Origin of the sequence: Amycolatopsis sp. QT-25 (assembly GCF_029369745.1) — a bacterium.
GTDB lineage: Bacteria > Actinomycetota > Actinomycetes > Mycobacteriales > Pseudonocardiaceae > Amycolatopsis.
Map to the genome: position 1 here is coordinate 3,208,297 of NZ_CP120210.1, position 16,857 is coordinate 3,225,153.

9 protein-coding genes are annotated in these 16,857 nt (G+C 69.0%); 4 read left to right on the plus strand and 5 right to left on the minus strand.

The window, feature by feature from the left end; translation table 11 throughout:
* Window positions 1-385 precede the first annotated feature (385 nt).
* On the plus strand, window positions 386-1,768 hold the full coding sequence (locus P3102_RS15090) for an APC family permease (RefSeq protein WP_276369880.1): 1,383 nt from the start codon (window positions 386-388) through the stop codon (window positions 1,766-1,768).
* Between the two features lie 59 nt (window positions 1,769-1,827).
* Here P3102_RS15090 and P3102_RS15095 read toward each other — a convergent pair whose 3' ends face one another.
* From P3102_RS15095 to P3102_RS15105, 3 genes are all read right to left on the minus strand, one after another.
* On the minus strand, window positions 1,828-4,200 hold the full coding sequence (locus P3102_RS15095) for a SpoIIE family protein phosphatase (protein ID WP_276369882.1): 2,373 nt from the start codon (window positions 4,198-4,200) through the stop codon (window positions 1,828-1,830).
* A gap of 12 nt (window positions 4,201-4,212) precedes the next feature.
* Window positions 4,213-8,709 carry a HAMP domain-containing protein gene (locus tag P3102_RS15100; protein WP_276369884.1) on the minus strand — a complete coding sequence of 1,499 codons (4,497 nt, stop codon included), beginning with the start codon at window positions 8,707-8,709 and terminating at the stop codon, window positions 4,213-4,215.
* A 519-nt stretch (window positions 8,710-9,228) separates the two neighbouring features.
* A complete protein-coding gene (locus P3102_RS15105; RefSeq protein ID WP_276369886.1) occupies window positions 9,229-9,618 on the minus strand; it encodes an STAS domain-containing protein in 390 nt (129 codons plus the stop codon).
* A gap of 217 nt (window positions 9,619-9,835) precedes the next feature.
* Here P3102_RS15105 and P3102_RS15110 point away from each other — a divergent pair, with 217 nt between their 5' ends.
* On the plus strand, window positions 9,836-12,574 hold the full coding sequence (locus tag P3102_RS15110; RefSeq protein ID WP_276369887.1) for a SpoIIE family protein phosphatase: 2,739 nt from the start codon (window positions 9,836-9,838) through the stop codon (window positions 12,572-12,574).
* Between the two features lie 224 nt (window positions 12,575-12,798).
* Here P3102_RS15110 and P3102_RS15115 read toward each other — a convergent pair whose 3' ends face one another.
* The gene (locus P3102_RS15115; RefSeq protein ID WP_276369888.1) at window positions 12,799-13,275 is read right to left on the minus strand and encodes a hypothetical protein; all 477 of its coding nucleotides are present in this window, start codon (window positions 13,273-13,275) and stop codon (window positions 12,799-12,801) included.
* 285 nt (window positions 13,276-13,560) lie between these two features.
* Here P3102_RS15115 and P3102_RS15120 point away from each other — a divergent pair, with 285 nt between their 5' ends.
* Entirely contained in the window at window positions 13,561-14,460 is a 900-nt protein-coding gene (locus tag P3102_RS15120) for an ESX secretion-associated protein EspG (protein ID WP_276369890.1), read from the plus strand.
* A 104-nt stretch (window positions 14,461-14,564) separates the two neighbouring features.
* Here P3102_RS15120 and P3102_RS15125 read toward each other — a convergent pair whose 3' ends face one another.
* Window positions 14,565-15,971, minus strand: coding sequence for an FAD-dependent monooxygenase (locus P3102_RS15125; RefSeq protein ID WP_276369891.1), 1,407 nt, complete (start codon window positions 15,969-15,971; stop codon window positions 14,565-14,567).
* A 177-nt stretch (window positions 15,972-16,148) separates the two neighbouring features.
* Between P3102_RS15125 and P3102_RS15130 the strand changes: the two genes are divergently transcribed.
* A complete protein-coding gene (locus tag P3102_RS15130) occupies window positions 16,149-16,571 on the plus strand; it encodes a helix-turn-helix domain-containing protein (protein ID WP_276369893.1) in 423 nt (140 codons plus the stop codon).
* Window positions 16,572-16,857 lie beyond the last annotated feature (286 nt).

Consider the following 16,857-nt stretch of genomic DNA (forward strand, 5'->3'; position numbering starts at 1 on the left):
CCCGGCAGAACGCGACGAGCACCGCGTCGTCGGCGGCCGGGTAACCGTCCGGTTCGGTGAGTGGGAAGACCACCGCTCGCGTCCACCGAGGACAGTGCCGGCCGCAGATCGTCCACCGTGGCCGGGAACCCGCTGAGATCCCTGTGTCTCACGGGTGTGGACAGCGAACAACGGGCCTTCGGCGCGAAGCGCGTCCGGCCGGTCGTACCAGATCGTCCGCGTACATCGGGCACGCCGCCACCCGCTCTTCGGTCCAGGGCAGGTGCCCGGCGAGTTCGTGATGAACCCTCGGTTACCTTTGTGGAGTGTCCGCGGTGTGAACCCGGTTTCGTCGTACGACGGCCGTCGCTCGGCGAAGTGAGAGTTCGTACAGGAGACTGAGGCAATGACCGAACGGTTGGCTCGTGCGGTGACGACCCCCTTGCTCTACCTGTTCATCGTGGGTGACGTGCTCGGCGCCGGGATCTACGTGCTCATCGGACAGATCGCCGGTGTGTCCGGGAGCGCGGTGTGGGTGCCGCTGGTGGTCGCGCTGGTGCTGGCCATGCTCACCGCGGCGTCCTACGCCGAGCTGGCGACGAAGTATCCCCGTGCCGGTGGCGCCGCGCACTACACCCAGCGTGCGTTCGGGCCGTTCGCCGGATTCGTGGTCGGCTTCTGCATGCTGGCCGCGGGGGTGGTGTCGGTGGCCGCGCTCGCTCGCGGTTTCGGGGGCGACTACCTGGGGGAGTTCGTCGACTTGCCGCCCGTGCTGGTGATCGCCGTGTTCCTGGTGATGCTGGCCGCGCTGAACGCTCGCGGCATCAAGGATTCACTGCGGGCCAACGTGGTCGCGACCTTGATCGAGGCCGGTGGGCTGGTGCTGGTGATCGGGCTGGGTTTCTGGGTCATCGGACGCGGGGACGCCGAACCCGCCCGGCTGGTCGAACTCGGTACCGCGGAAAAGGGGCCGATCGCCGGGGTGCTGGCCGGTGTCGTGCTGGCGTACTACTCGTTCGTCGGCTTCGAGACGTCGGTGAACGTCGCGGAGGAGACGAAAGACCCGCGCCGGTCCTATCCGCGGGCGTTGTTCGGCGCGATGGCCACCGCCGGCCTGTTGTACCTGCTGGTGGGGGTGGTCGCCAGTGCGGTCGTGCCCGCGTCCCGGTTGGCCGGGTCGAGCGGGCCGCTGCTGGAAGTGGTGCGCGTGGCCGGTGGGGTGCCGACGTGGGTGTTCGGGGTGATCGCGCTGGTGGCGGTGGCCAACGGCGCGCTGCTCACGGGCATCATGTCTTCCCGGTTGGCATATGGCATGGCTCGTGACCGGCTCCTGCCGGCGGTGCTGACGAAAGTACTGCCGCGCCGGCGCACGCCGTGGGTGGCCATCGTCGTGACCACCGGCATTTCCTTGGGGTTGGCGCTCACCGGGGACATCGCCGTTCTCGCCTCCACGCTCGTCCTGTTGCTGCTCATCGTCTTCGCGGCGGTGAACACCGCGGTGCTGGTGCTGCGCAAGGACAAGTCGGCGCCTTCGCATTTCCGTGCGCCTTCGGCGATTCCCGTTCTGGGCCTGGTTTCGTGTGTCTTGCTGGCGACTCAGGTCGAGCCCGCGGTCTGGCTGCGTGGCGGCGCGCTGGTCGCGATCGCCGTGCTGTTCGCGGTGGTGCACGCCGTGGCGACCCGTCGACGTGCCGGCCACCACGACGAAGCACCAGCCCGTGCGCAGGAAGGCCTCGATCGGTTCGAGACCTCCCTGGGAAGCCGGGACGGCGACGAAACCGGGGCGTAGCCGACAAGCGACGCGACGTCGCTTCTGTTTCGGCTCGACGCCACGCTCGGTACACGCACTCAGGGCACGGGAACGACTTCGATGGCGATGACGCAGGTGTCGTCGTCGGTGTCCGCGGTACTGAAGGTGAGAAGCGCGTCGAGCTGTTGTTCCAGGGTGCCGTTGTGCCCCTCGACGAGGCCGACCAGGTGCGAGATGGAGTCCTGGACGGGACGGTCGCGGCGTTCGATGAGTCCGTCGGTGTAGAGAAGCAGGACGTCGCCGTCGTCGAGCCGGAGCCGCTCCTCGTGGTACGTCGCGTCGGGGAGCGCGCCGAGGAGTGTTCCCTGGATGAGCGGAAGGGTGGTGGTACGGCCCTGTTTCCGCAGGATGGGTGGCAGGTGCCCGGCGCGTGCCCAGCGCAAGGTCCGGCTGGACGGGTGATAGAGCGCGGCGACCGCGGTGGCGGTCACCTGGTTGGTGAGGTTGTAGGCGACCACATTGAGCCAGGTGAGCAGTTGGGCGGGCCCGGCGCCGGTGGCGGCGAGGCCGCGCAGTGCGTTGCGGAGGTTGACCATGCCGGTGGCCGCCTCGATGCCGTGCCCTGCGATGTCGCCGACGCACAGAAGGATCTCGCCACTGGGCAGGGCGACGGCGTCGTACCAGTCGCCCCCTACGAGATTCTCCTTCTCCGCAGGCCGGTAACGGACAGCGGCACGCAGCCCGGGCACGTCGAGGGGCGCCCGCGCGGGCGGCATGATCGCGTGCTGCAGTTGCAGGGTGAGCCGGTTGTGTTCGATCGCCTGCTGTTCGGTCGCGGCCAGCCGGTCGTGAGTGGCCGCGAGCGCGACTTCGGCCCAGTGCTGGGCGGAGACGTCCTGGTAGGCGCCGCGAATGGTGATGAGCTTGTTCCGGCTGTCGACGACCGGCTCGGCGACGACCCGGATGTATCGGGAGACGCCGTCGGATCGCTGTAGCCGGAACGCGGTCGACGCCGAACGCCGATGGTGCAGCAGGGCGCGGAGAAAGCGGCCGATCGAGTGGGAATCGTCGGGGTGCGCGTAGTCGGCGAGGCGGGCGAGGGGAGGCGGCGCCGCGGTGGGCGGGAGTCCGTAGAGGGCGAACAGTTCCGAGTTCCACAGCACCACACCCGAAACGACGTTCTCCTCGAAACCGCCGATCCGGCCGAGCCGTTGGGCGTGCTGCAGCAACATGGTCAGCTTCTCGGCGTCGTCCTGCAGGCGGAGGCCGACCAGGATGGTGTCGGCGATCCGGCTGATGGTGATGTCGGCGAGTACGGGCAAGGGAACCTGGTCCACCGAAGTGGCGAGCGTCATGTTCCGGTCCCTGAACGGCTCACCCGTGGCGTAGACCCGGTGGATCGTGTCCAACAGACCGTTTTCCTCTGCCGCCAGCGGATAGACCTCGAGCAGTCGGGAACCGGCGATCCGGTTGCCCGGACGTCCTGCCGGGTCGACGAAGCGAGAATTGACGTGGTGGATCCGGAAGTCGTCGAGCCGGTCGGCCTCGTCGACGCACGGGCACAGGAGAAGGGCGGGATCGGGTAACCGGTCCACGAGATCGACCAGCTCGCCGAGCATCTGCGCGGCCGGGCGGATGGGGGAGCCGGGCACGCCGTCCGTCGCGTTGTCGAGGGTGTGCGCGCACAGTTCCGCCAGTGCCTCCAACTGCCGCCGCAGCCGGTCGGGCTCGAGGTCCGACTTGCCGGGCCAGCAGATCTCGACGACGCCGACCATGCGTCCGCCGGTACCGGTCGGGATGGTGGCTCGGCCCCCCTCGGCCAGGGTGTGCTGCCCGATCGAGGGGAGGCCGGAGTCGCGCAAGGTCGGGAACCACACCAGGTCGCGTTCGACCAGCGCGGAATGCGCGGGTGTCGGCACCCCTGGGGGGACGTAGCACCAGCGGGCCGCTTCCTCGGCGGAGAACCCCGCTGAGCCGGCCAGGGTGAGCGAGCCGTCCGGTCCCGCGAGCCAGACCGCGACCGCCGTCGCCCCGATGGGATGCAGCGCGTGCTCGAGAATCGCTTCGGCGACACGCTGGGTGTCATCCGTTGCCAGGACACCACTTTCCGCGGTCCGCAACCGTACGGCGACCGAACTTCCGTCTTCGTGGTCGTCCGCGTGAGCCAGGAATTCCGCTGCCACGTCGCTGAGCCGGTCTTTCGCGGCCTTGCCGACGACGTCGGCGGCGAACGCCAAGCGCGTCGTTCCGGCGCGTTCGGCAAGCGTCGCGAGCTGCCGTGCGGCGTCTCCAGGACCGCACCGCAGCCGTTCCATCAGCACGCCCTTGGCGAGCTCGATCAGAGCGCGGCCGTCGGCGACGGCGTGCGCGTGGTCGACCTCGCTGCGCAGCCGGGCGACCGTGGCGGCCAGGCGTGCCACGTTGGGCGCGAGGTCGGCGGAATGCTCCTGTGCGGTGTCATCGACGGGCATGTGTCGTTCCCGTCAGGCCGTCAGGTGCCGTTTGAGGCAGGCGATCAGCTCGTCCGTGTCGACCGGTTTGGTGACGTAGTCGTTCGCGCCCGAGGCGATGCTCTTCTCCCGGTCGCCGGGCATCGCCTTCGCCGTGACGGCGACGATGGGCAGATCCGCGTGTTCGGGCATGGCCCGGATCGTCGCGGTGGCCGTGTATCCGTCCATCTCGGGCATCATGATGTCCATCAGGACCAGATCGATGCCCGGCTGGGTGGCCACACGTTCGACACCTTTGCGCCCGTCTTCGGCGTGGAGCACGTGCAGTCCGTGCAACTCGAGGATCCCGGTGAGGGCGTAGACGTTGCGGGGGTCGTCGTCGACGATCAGCACGGTGCGGCCGTGCAGGGTGTTGTCGATGTTCCGGGGGTGGACGGCCGACGCTTCGTCGCCGGGCTGGACCAGTGGCAGGACGGCTCCCGGCTTCTCCGCCGACAAGTGCAGCGCGAGCCGTTCCCGGAGTTCGTCCAGGCCGGAAAGCACCTCCAGCGACAAGGTCTCGACCCGCGCCTGCAGCAACTGTTCCTGGTCGTGGTCCAGCCGCCTGGTGTTGTGCACCAGGATGGGGACGGTTCTCAGGGCATGGTCGCCCTGCACGGCGTCGAGGAAGGTGAACGCGGTCCCGTCCGGGAGATCGAGGTCCAGCACGACGCAGTGGTAGGCGTCGGTGGCGAGGGCGGCGGCCGCCTGTTGTGTCCCGGCCGCGGTGACCACTTCGACGTCGGCGGTCACGACACCGAAGTCCCGGCTGTCGGCCAGGTCTTCGGCCGCGCTCTCGGCGACGAGGGTCAGCAAACCACGCTGGCGTCCTTCGATGACGAGCAACCGCCGGTGGGCCGGAGCGGCGGGTTCCGACGCCGGCTCGGTGTCCGGCTTGTGCGCCGGTTCCCGCCCGATCGCGGGCCGTGCCGCGAAGTCCGGCCGTGCGATCGGCAGGTAGAAGGTGAAGGTGCTGCCCTCGCCGAGGGTGCTCTCCGCGGTGAGGTGCCCTCCGAGCAACTGCGCGATTTCCCGGCTGATCGACAGGCCGAGACCGGTGCCCCCGTATTTGCGGCTGGTCGTGCCGTCGGCCTGCTGGAACGCGCCGAAGATCGATTCGAGCTGGTGTTCGGCGATCCCGATACCCGTGTCGACGACCCGGAAGGCGACCGCCGGGCCGTTCGCGTGGAGGGCGGGAGGCAGCTCTTCGGTCCCGGCCGGGGTGATGTGCAGTTCGATTCCGCCCGTGCTGGTGAACTTCACGGCGTTGGAGAGAAGATTCCGCAAGACCTGGCGCAGCCGGGCATCGTCGGTCAGCAGCTGCGCGGGGGAGTCCTGGCCGACGACGATCCGGAAGTCGAGATGCCGTTGGGAGGTCATCGGGCGGAAGGTCGCTTCGACGTAGTCCAGCAGCTGCCGCAGCGGCACCTGCTCCGGGGTGACGTCCATCTTCCCGGCCTCGACCTTGGACAGGTCCAGGATGTCGTTGATCAGCTGCAGGAGATCCGAACCGGCCGAATGGATGATGCTCGCGTACTCCACCTGCTTGGAGGTGAGGTTTCGGGTCGGGTTCTGGGCGAGCAGCTGCGCGAGGATCAACAGGCTGTTGAGCGGGGTTCGCAGTTCGTGGCTCATGTTGGCCAGGAACTCCGACTTGTACTTCGACGCCAGGGTCAGCTGGTGGGCGCGGGTCTCGAGTTCTTGCCGCGCTTGCTCGATTTCGAGGTTCTTCGTCTCGATGTCGTGGTTCTGGGTCGCCAGTAGCGCGGCCTTCTCCTCCAGCTCGGCGTTGGAACGCTGCAGTTCTTCTTGCTGTGACTGCAATTCCTGCGAACGTGTCTGGAGTTCGGCGGTCAGCCGCTGCGACTCGCCGAGTAGCTCGTCGGTGCGCGCGTTGGCGACGATGCTGTTGACGTTGACGCCGATCTGTTCCATCAGCAGTTCGAGGAAGGCACGGTGCACCGCGGTGAACCCGTGGACCGAAGCGAGTTCGATGACGCCGAGGACCTGGTCCTCCACCACGATCGGGAGCACGATCAGGTTCGCCGGTCTCGTCCTTCCCAGACCGGACGAGATCGCCACGTAGTCTTCCGGGACGTCGTCGACGTTGATCGGGCGCCGGCTGCGCGCTGCCTGCCCGACCAGCGACTGGCCGATCCGGAAGCGCACCACCGGGCCTTCTTCGCCTTCGGGATGCCCGTAGGCGCCGACGAGGCGCAGTTCCGGCATCTCCGTCGTGTCGTCGGCGAGGTAGAACGCGCCGTACTGTGCGGCGACCAGCGGAACCAGCTCGTCCATCACCGCGGCCGCGACGACGGCGAGATCACGGCGGCCCTGCATCAGGCCGGTGATGGTGGCCAGGTTGGACTTCAGCCAGTCCTGTTCCTGGTTCGCCCGGGTGGTCTCGCGCAGCGATTCCACCATCGAGTTGATGTTGTCCTTGAGTTCGGCGACCTCGCCGGAGGCGTCCACGGTGATCGAGCGGGTGAGGTCGCCTTCCGCGACCGCGCTGGTGACCTTGGCGATCGCGCGCACCTGGCGGGTGAGGTTTCCGGCGAGTTCGTTGACGTTCTCGGTGAGCCGTTTCCAGGTGCCGGACACGCCTTCGACCTCGGCCTGGCCGCCGAGCCGTCCTTCACTGCCGACTTCGCGGGCGACGCGGGTGACCTCCGCGGCGAACGCGGAGAGCTGGTCGACCATCGTGTTGATGGTGGTCTTGAGTTCCAGGATCTCGCCGCGCGCGTCGACGTCGATCTTGCGGGTGAGGTCGCCGCGGGCGACGGCGGTGGTGACCTGGGCGATGTTGCGGACCTGGCCGGTGAGGTTGTTCGCCATCGAGTTGACGTTGTCGGTGAGGTCCTTCCACGTCCCGGCGACGTTCGGCACCCTGGCCTGCCCGCCGAGGATGCCCTCGGTGCCGACCTCCCGCGCCACGCGGGTGACCTCGTCGGCGAACGCGGACAGCGTGTCGACCATCGTGTTGATGACGTCGGCCAGGGCGGCGACCTCGCCCTTGGCCTCGACGGTGATCTTGCGGGACAGGTCACCGCGGGCGACCGCGGTGGCGACCTGGGCGATCGAGCGAACCTGACCGGTCAGGTTGGACGCCATCACGTTGACGTTGTCGGTCAGGTCCTTCCAGGTGCCCGAGACACCCCGCACCGTCGCTTGCCCGCCGAGGTTGCCTTCCGTGCCGACTTCGCGCGCGACGCGGGTGACCTCGTCGGCGAAGGCGGAGAGCTGGTCGACCATCGTGTTGATGGTGTCCTTGAGTTCCAGGATCTCGCCGCGCGCGTCGACCCTGATCTTCTGGGAGAGGTCACCGCGGGCGACCGCGGTGGTGACCTGGGCGATGGACCGGACTTGCGCGGTGAGGTTGTCCGCCATGAAGTTCACGGAGTCGGTGAGGTCGCGCCAGGTGCCGGAGACGCCCTTGACGTCGGCTTGGCCGCCGAGGCGGCCTTCGGTGCCGACTTCGCGCGCGACGCGGGTGACTTCGTCGGCGAAGGCGGACAGCTGTCCCACCATGGTGTTCAGCGTGTCCTTCAGCTCCAGGACCTCGCCGCGGGCCGTCACGTTGATCTTCTGCGACAGGTCTCCCTTGGCGACCGCGGTGGCGACCTGGGCGATGTTGCGGACCTGGTCGGTGAGGTTGCCCGCCATGAAGTTCACCGAGTCGGTGAGGTCACGCCAGGTGCCGGAGACGCCCTTGACGTCGGCTTGGCCGCCGAGGCGGCCTTCGGTGCCGACTTCGCGCGCGACACGGGTGACCTCGTCGGCGAACGAGGACAGCTGATCGACCATCGTGTTGATGGTGTTCTTCAGTTCGAGGATCTCGCCGCGCGCGTCCACCGTGATCTTCTGCGACAGGTCTCCCTTGGCGACCGCCGTCGTCACCTGCGCGACATTCCGGACCTGATCGGTCAGGTTGCCCGCCATGAAGTTCACCGAGTCGGTGAGGTCACGCCAGACACCGCCGACGCCCGGCACCTCCGCCTGTCCGCCCAGCCGTCCTTCGCTGCCGACCTCACGGGCGACGCGGGTGACTTCGTCGGCGAACGAGGACAACTGGTCCACCATCGTGTTGACGGTGTCCTTGAGTTCGAGGATCTCGCCGCGGGCATCGACGTCGATCTTCTGCGACAGGTCTCCCTTGGCGACGGCGGTGGCGACCTGGGCGATGTCACGCACCTGGGTGGTGAGGTTGCCCGCCATCGCGTTCACCGAGTCGGTGAGGTCCTTCCAGGTGCCGGAGACACCCGGGACCTTCGCCTGGCCGCCGAGCTGTCCTTCGCTGCCGACTTCACGGGCGACACGGGTGACCTCGGAAGTGAACAGGGACAGCTGGTCCGCCATCCCGTTGAACACCGTCGCGATGTCACCCAGCAGACCGCCGTCCCCGTCCGGCAGCCGAATGCCGAAGTCGCCGTCCCGCACCGCCGTGAGGCCGGCGAGAAGCTGCCGCAGCTCCTCTTCCCCAGTGCGACTCATCGTCGAAACCGACGACCCACTCATCCGCCACCACGTCTCTTCATTCATAGCGTCGAGGAAAGAACCGACTGCCGGTCGAGGAAGTGTTCGGGCGAGAAGGAACGGCCCGCACGGTTACCGATCATAGCGAAGCCGTACTACTCTCCGTCGTGACGGTTGAGACACCAGCCGAGGCCCGCCCGGCGGCGTACCGTACTCGACCTTCTTCGAATCGCTTCGATATGAACGTATTCCGGTGGAACGCCGTGCGGAACTCGTCCATGTCGCCTAGCGCCGTGGACTATTTCGGTGTACCCGTTTCCGGGCCGTACTTCGCTCATTGATTTCGAACTGTGCGAAGAAAGAGTTACATGGTGACATCGGATCGGTGGCAGGCGCCGCGTGCCGGCTCACAGCCGTGGTGCCGTCCACGCCAGGAATCCCCGCGTTCCGCCGGCTCCGAGCCGACGGCCCGCTTTCACTCCGGATCGGGGGACGAAGTGATCCGGCGTGACCGTGTACCCGCACCGTCTTCGGACCTCAGTCCCGATCAGCCTCGAGAGCGGCGGTCTGGTCGGGGTACACGGTGAACAGCTCCAGCATCCCGATCAGCTCCAGCGTTCGCCGCAGAGCCCCGGCGTCGTCGAGTACCAGCCTCAGCGGGACGCCGGCGTCGGCGGCGCGGGTGCGGATCTTGACCAGTTCGCTCAGCCCGGTGCTGGAGCAGAAGGTCACCGTCGACAGGTTCAGCACGACGGCGACGGTGCCCGGAGCGGGTTCACCGTCCAGGACGTCCCCGAGGATCCCGGCGGTGGCCAGGTCGATTTCTCCGGCGGCGCCGATGACGACTTGGCCGTCGTCGTGCCGGGACACCGTGACTTTCAGCGGGCGATCGCCCGTGTCGGCGCCGTCGGGGTGCTGGATGGTCACCGTCGTGCTCCTCGGCAGGTGGGCGGCCCCGCTCACCGATGTCCGGCCGAGCGAGCCATCGGCTTAGGCTGTCAGAGAATAGACCCGCTCGCCCGGCAGGCGCTCCCGCGGAGGGCGCCGAAGGCGCGAGAAGGCCGTGACCGGTTTAGGGTTCTTCACGTGTACGGTTTTCGCTTTCCGGCGGGCGGCCGGTGGTCGTAGCTGGAGGTTTGTGCTCATGGAAACGCAAGACTCACCGTCGGGCTCCGGCGACGGTGGCCCGGGCCTCCTTGACGTCGTGGGTGGGGTGCCGGTCGTCGTGTGGCAGGCCGATGCCCGGAGCGGTGCTTATTCCTTCGTGTCCGAGGAATGCCGGCGCCTGCTCGGGCATCCTGCCGCCGCCTGGCTGGCAGATCCGGCCTTCGCGGTGTCCTTGGTGCATCCGCAGGATCGCGAGCGCTACCTCCGGACGCGCGCCGAAGGCTGGAGCCGCCACGACTACGACCTCACCTACCGTGCGATCGCGGCGGACGGGCGGGTCGTCCGGCTCCAGGAGCTGGGGCGGGTACTGCCCGAAGGCGTCGTCAGCGGTGTCCTGCTCGACGTGTCCGGGCGGCGGCCGGAGACCGAGCGGCAACAGTTCCTCGCCGAGTTCGAGCGAGGGCTCCAGGAACTGGAAGACGCCGAGCAGGTCATGGCGTACGCGGCCCGGCGTCTCGGCGAGTATCTGGGCGCCGATCGCTGTGCCTACGCGGAGGCCGAAGACGACGAAGACCACTTCCTGATGAGCGGCGACCATGCCACGGGTCTTCCGCCGTTGCCCGGCCGGTTCGCGATGTCGGCGTTCGGGAACGGGTGCATGCGCGCGATGCGGGCCGGTACCCCGTGGGTCGTCGCCGACAGTTCGGCGGACGACCGCCTCGAAGCCTCGGACCTGAACGCGTATCAGGTCACCGGCATCCGGGCCGTCATCTGCGTGCCGCTGCTGCGCAGCGGCCGGTTCGTCGCCGCGATGGCCGTCCACCAGGCGACCGTCCGGCACTGGACGGATGCCGAGGTCGACCTGGTGGAGATGATCGTGAACCGCTGCTGGGAATCCATCCAGCGCACCCACGCCGGCCGGGCGCTGCGGGACAGCGAGCAGCGTCACCGGCTGCTCGTGGAACGGGCCACCGACGCGATCTGGATACTCGACCGCGACCTCAGGTTCGACGAGATCAATCCGGCGGCCTGCGAATTGCTCGGCTACTCCCGCGACGAGCTCATCGGCACCCCGATCACCGGCTTGCTCGAGAACGACGGGAGCGACCGCTGGCGAGAGTTCGTCGCGGATCTGGGGAAGGTCTGGGAGACCAGCGACGTCCACCACTTCCGCCGGGCCGACGGGACCGGCGTCGCCCTCGAACTGAACATCCAGGCCACCCCGTCGGGAGTGCAGGCGATCGGCCGTGACGTCACCGAACGACGTCGCCGTGAAGCCGAGCGCGACCTGATGCTGCAACGGGAACGCGACATCGCGGAGACCCTGCAGCGGAGCCTGCTGCCCCGTGAACTCCCCGCACTGCCTCGCATCGCCGCCGCGGCCCGGTATCTGCCCGTCGCCGCCCACGCGCAGACGGGTGGAGACTGGTACGAGTTGATCGCGCTGCGTGGCTCCGTCGTGGCGCTCTCGGTCGGCGACGTCGTCGGCAAGGGACCGCAGGCCGCGGCGGTCATGGGCCAGCTGCGCAGCGCACTGGCCGCCGGCCTCCTGGACGGTCATGGGCCCGCCGCGGCGTTGCACCGTCTCGACGAGTTCGCCGCCCGCATCGAGGGAGCGTCGGGCACCACGTGCGCGTGCTTGACCCTCGACTGGGAGACCGGCGAACTGCGGTGGGCCCTCGCCGGGCATCCGCCGCCAGTGGTCGTCGACGGCTCCACCGCGACACTCCTTCCCGGCGGAGGCAGCGTGCTGGGTGGGCCGCGACGCTCGCACTACCGAGAGGAAACCGCGACCCTGAAGCCCGGAGCTTCGGTGCTGCTGTACACCGACGGCTTGATCGAACGGCGCGACGAGCACATCGACGACGGTCTGCGGCGGCTGTGCAAGGCCGTGGCGGACAACCAGTCCCTGCCTCCGGAACCGCTGGTCGCGACGATCATCGACAGCCTGCTCCACACCGGGCAGGACGACGACGTGGCCTTGCTCGGGCTCAGGCTGACCCCACCGCCGTTGCGACGGAGCCGGCCCGCGGAACCCGGCATCCTCCGGGAGCTGCGCGCGGAGGTCGTTCGCTGGTCACAGCTCGCCGGTATCCCCGCCGAGCTGTACCAAGACCTGAACCTCGCCCTCGTCGAAGCCGTCGCGAACTCCATCGAGCACGCCTACCCGCAGACCGCCGGCGAGGTCGCCTATTCCGTGACCAGGACCGCGGCGGGCAAGATCGAGGTCGACGTGCGCGATCGCGGCACCTGGCGGCCCGAACCGGCCGACAACGGACACCGCGGTCGTGGTATCCAGCTCATCAAGGCGCTGGCCGAAGAAGCGACCATCGAGCAGGACGAGCACGGCACCACGGTCCGGTTCCAGATCGCCCCGCGGACGACCTCGGCCACCGGTACGGTGCCCTCCGTCCTGGCCGCCGGAACATCCGGGAACGTCGCGGTGGACGACACGCCCGACGAACCCGTCGTGCGCTTGGCGGGCGATCTCGACCTGACGACCATCACCGACGCGAGACAGGTTCTGCTCCACCGGATCGAAGCCACCGACGTGCCGGAACTGACGATCGATCTGACCGGAGTGCGGTACCTCAGCAGCTGCGGCATCGCGCTCTTGCTCGACGCCGCGGCACTGGCATCAGGACTGGACACGGCGCTGACGGTGCTGGCGACGGCGGGTTCCATGCCACTGCGGATCCTGGAGCTCGCCGGGTTGACCGGGTCCGACAGCGACCCGCTCACCATCGAGACCGTGCCGGCTCCTTCGGCGAACTGACTCAGGGCCCCGTGCCGGAGTCAGCGCGGGAGGCATGGGCTCCCCGCTCCGGCACGAGGTCACCCAGCGGTGTCCCGGCTCAGGCGATCCGGGGGACCAGGTCGGTCCAGGAGCGTTTCCGGGTGGTGCGGCGCACCCTCGGTGGTGAAGAGCGGGGCGCCCCAGGCGGTCCCATTCCGTCCATGAACGGGATGTCGTCGCTGCCGGGATGAGTCGCCGGACGGCTAAGACCGTCGGGGGATCATCGCGGCACCCATCTGCATCTCGGGGTCGCGCACCTTCCAGCGCCCGTCGGTCCGGACCGCCAAGACCGTCGTCCGCCCGGCGGGGCCGCCGTCGCCGGTTCCCGACACATCGACCACCGCCCTGCCGTCCTCGGCCGCGCCGCGCACCGACTCGATCTTCAGCCGTACCCGCTGGGCCATGCCGTCCTGCAAGGTCCGGGCGAAGTAGTCGTGGCCGGCGGGGCACACGTACTCGTCGAGCGGAAGCCCCGAAGGGTCTGCGGCCTCGACCGCGCTGTTGTATGCCTGAACGAACGCTTCGGCGGCCGCGGAGGGGGTGACGCCACCGTGGTCGTCCTCGTCCCGGCTCAGGACGAGTGCGGTGATACCGCCGCCCATGAGGCCGAGCATGCCGACGAGCAGGCCGACATCGGTCTTCTTCGGTGATGGTCGCTGCTGCCACAGTGGTTCGGTCACCGTCCGAACGGTAGAAGTCTCCGATGAAATTCCGATGACACCGGGTCAGCGTGAGGCAGACCCCCGCGCCCGCCACCGGCCCGAACGAGGTCCGGCTCGAAGCGCTCACGCGATGCTTCGGTGAAACCGCCCGAGGAGAACTTCTTGCTCGCCCGGCCGCCTGGTTGTAGTTGTAAAGGCGTCGTGCTCGCGGTTGCCCGTGGGCTGACGGCTCGCGGTGCGACACCGACCGCATCGATTCGGGGAGGCTGCAATTCCGACCGACACGAACCATCGCCGGCGACCGTGCCCGGAAAACGTGCCTGGGACCGGGCTCTGGTCCGCTCCGGTGAGCAGGCGGACGGGAGTGTCGTGGTGACCCGCGGTTCGGTGACGATGACGCTCCCCGTCCTTCCCGCGCTCGTCTTCGACGTGGTGTGGGAACGGCTTGGCCTCGGGCCTATGCCGTCCCCTCTCGGGGTGCGCCGCCACGGCCGTGATGACGCGGAGCGAGAAGAGCGTCGTGCTCGCGCCAACCGATGGCTGACGTCCAACGGTCTCGGGGACGCGGGCACCCTCGACGACGATCTGCGGGATGCCTTCCGGGCGATGGACGACCGCGGTCTCTCGCTGTCCCTGCGCTACAGCGACTCCGCCGGGGAGGTGGCGATCGGCTGTTTTCCGCAGCTCACCGGCCGTGCGCTGCGTGTGATAGTGCGGGACGAAACCGTCGAACTGGGATGGTTGAACGCGAAGAGGATGGCGGAAGGCATGCTCGAGGCACTGCCCGATGGCAGGCCGGGCAGCGGACGACCCGTCCGGGTAGGCGAACTCGCCGTTGTCCGGTCGGGCCGGGCGTGGCGGCGATCGGGGCTGCTCAGCGCTGGGAAGCGATCTTTGATCGAGCACGGAGTGGACCCTGAGGGCGCCGAGTGGTTCCTGCGGGTTCTGTCGAGGGCGAGGGCGATCGGTCAGGCGAGTGCGGAACGCCTTGGAACTGCGGGAAAAGTACTGAGCTGCGCCCGCCCGCTGTCCTTTGTGGACAGTGTCGATGGCCGGTATGTCGTGCTGCGGAGCTATGGATCGGTCACACTCATGCCTGCCGGTGGTGCTTCGTTGGCGGCCCGGATCAAAGGCCTCGCACACGACGACTTCCTCGAAAGCCGTCCCCTACGCGATAGAGGTGCCTTCAGCCACCTCTGGTGATCCGCGCGGCGTGACTTCCCTCAGCGGCCGGGGCGGGCGTGGGCGACGTGTCTCCTGGACCTCCGCCGGGGCTGGTGGAAGTCCGGAGCCCCACTGCCTTCACGTCAGACCAGGGGCAGTTCCGCCACGGCGTCCGCCAACTGCCCGGCAGTGTCCCCGGCGGCCCATACGTGCCCGTCCGGGCGCACCAGCACGGCGGACGTGGGCCAGGGCAGCTCGGTCTCGTACAGCCGGAGGTCCGCGTTCGTGGCCAGGTCCTTCAACGCCGGGCCGGTTTCGTGGGCCAGCAGCACCGGGCGGCCCGCACGCAACAGGTGCAACTGCTCGCGGGTGGCCGGGAGGCGCCGGCCGGCCAGGGGATGACTGCCCGGATAACGTACGTCCAGCGCCGTCAGCGTGGTGGCCAGCGCGGTGGCCACGTCGGGATGGGTGCGCAGCAGGTCGGCCATGAACCGACGCAGGGACTGTCCCTCCTCGGTGGTGGCGGTGATCAGGGCGGTCTGGGCCTTGGTGTGTTCACCCAGGGCCACGCCGACAGGATGGCGTTCCCGGTGATAGGTGTCCAGCAGGGCCGCGCTCGCCCGGCCTCGCTGGACCGCGGCCAGCTTCCAGCCCAGGTTCATCGCGTCCTGCAGGCCCACGTTCAGCCCGACGCCGCCTGCCGGGAAGTGCATGTGCGCGGCGTCGCCTGCCAGGAACACCCGCCCTTTCCGGTACTCGGCCGCGAGCCGGGTGGCGTTGCCGAAGCGGGACAGCCACACCGGGGAGTGCAGGCCGAAGTCCGTGCCCGCGATCCGGTTCGCCGTCTCCCGCAGGAATTCCAGGGTCGGGGCGGGGGCCGACGGGGCGTACCCGGTGACGCGGTAGCGCCCGCCAGGGATCGGGACCACGATCAGCGCGCCGTGTTCGTTGTGCCAGAAGCCCAGCCGCTCCGGCGGATCGACCAACTCGACGTCCCCGAGGAAACCGAAGACGGTCGAGTCGGTGCCGGGGAAGTCGATGCCCGCCGCCCGGCGCACGGTGCTGCCCGCCCCGTCCGCGCCGACCACGTGGCCGGCGGTGATCTCGTACTCGCCATCCGGCCCGCTGACCCGCAGGGTCACGCCCTGTTCGTCCTGGTGCAGCCCGGACACCTGATGACCGCGCCGGATCACCACCCCGAGGGCCAGGGCGTACCGTTCGAGCAGTTCCTCGGTGCGCAGCTGCGGATGCGCGAGCATGAAGGGGAACGGCGTGGTCAGCCCGCGGAAGTCCAGACGGGCGGGAAGCATGCCGAAGTGCCCGTCCGGCACCGGCAGCCCGCCGTCGAGGAAGGCTTGTTCCTGCCCGCGCATCGCCAGTACCTCGATCGTGCGCGGGTGAATGGCCAGCGCCTTCGAGTGCGGGCTGCGCTGCTCGGCCCGTTCCAGGACCAGCGGCCGCCCGCCGCCCAAGGCCAGCTCCGCCGCCATCCACAGCCCGACCGGGCCCGCTCCGGCCACGATGGTGTCATGTGCCTGCAAAGTGATCACTCTCCCTGGGATCGAGGTGTGCCGCGTGCGGTGAGAGCGCGGTGGACGACCTTGCCGTTCCCGGCCTTCGCGCTCCGGTGAGCCGAGCGCGGGTCGAAGTCGTGGTTCGGTGCGTGGCCCGCCACGCGGGCGTTACATACTGGTGGTGCGGTCGCACCCTGACGAGAGGTGATCGAGATGGCCTCAGCGCGACAGACCAGTGGGCCGTGCCAGGCATGGCCGGAGGACAGCGCCTTCATCCGTGAGGTGCTCGACCGCATCGGCGACAAGTGGACGGTGCTGACCATCGGCACCCTGCGCACCGGCTCGCTGCGCTACTCCGCCTTGCGGGCGAGCATCCCGGGGATCTCCCAGCGGATGCTGACCCAGACGCTCAAACATCTCGAGCGCGACGGCCTGATCACCCGGACCGCATACGCCGAGGTCCCTCCGCGCGTGGAGTACGACCTGACCGACCTGGGCCGATCGCTGATCGACGCGGTGACGGCGATGGCCGAGTGGGCCGCCACCCACCACCGAGAGATCGCCGGCCACCGGGCCACCAGTGAACTGACCGGAGTCGGCCGAGCCAAAGCCGTGGTCCGCGCGTCGGCGGGCTGAGGCGCCGGTGGGGCTCGTCGGTCCGTGGCGTCGGGCACGTCGCCCTCGGCATCCTCGGTGTTCGACTCAGCGCTCGCCGCCTCGTCGATGTCGAAGTGGCACCCGGCGTCGGGATCACCCGCCGCGGGAGCCGCGCTCCGAAGTCCGTCCTTCGCCCTGCTCCTGACACACGTTCATTCGGCTTCCCCACCTCACCGGTAGTGCGTGACACCATCATGAGCGAGTGGGAGGAGGTCTGCAAAAGGCACTTTCAAGTGCGTGGGCAACGACGAGGCCGTCCGGCCGG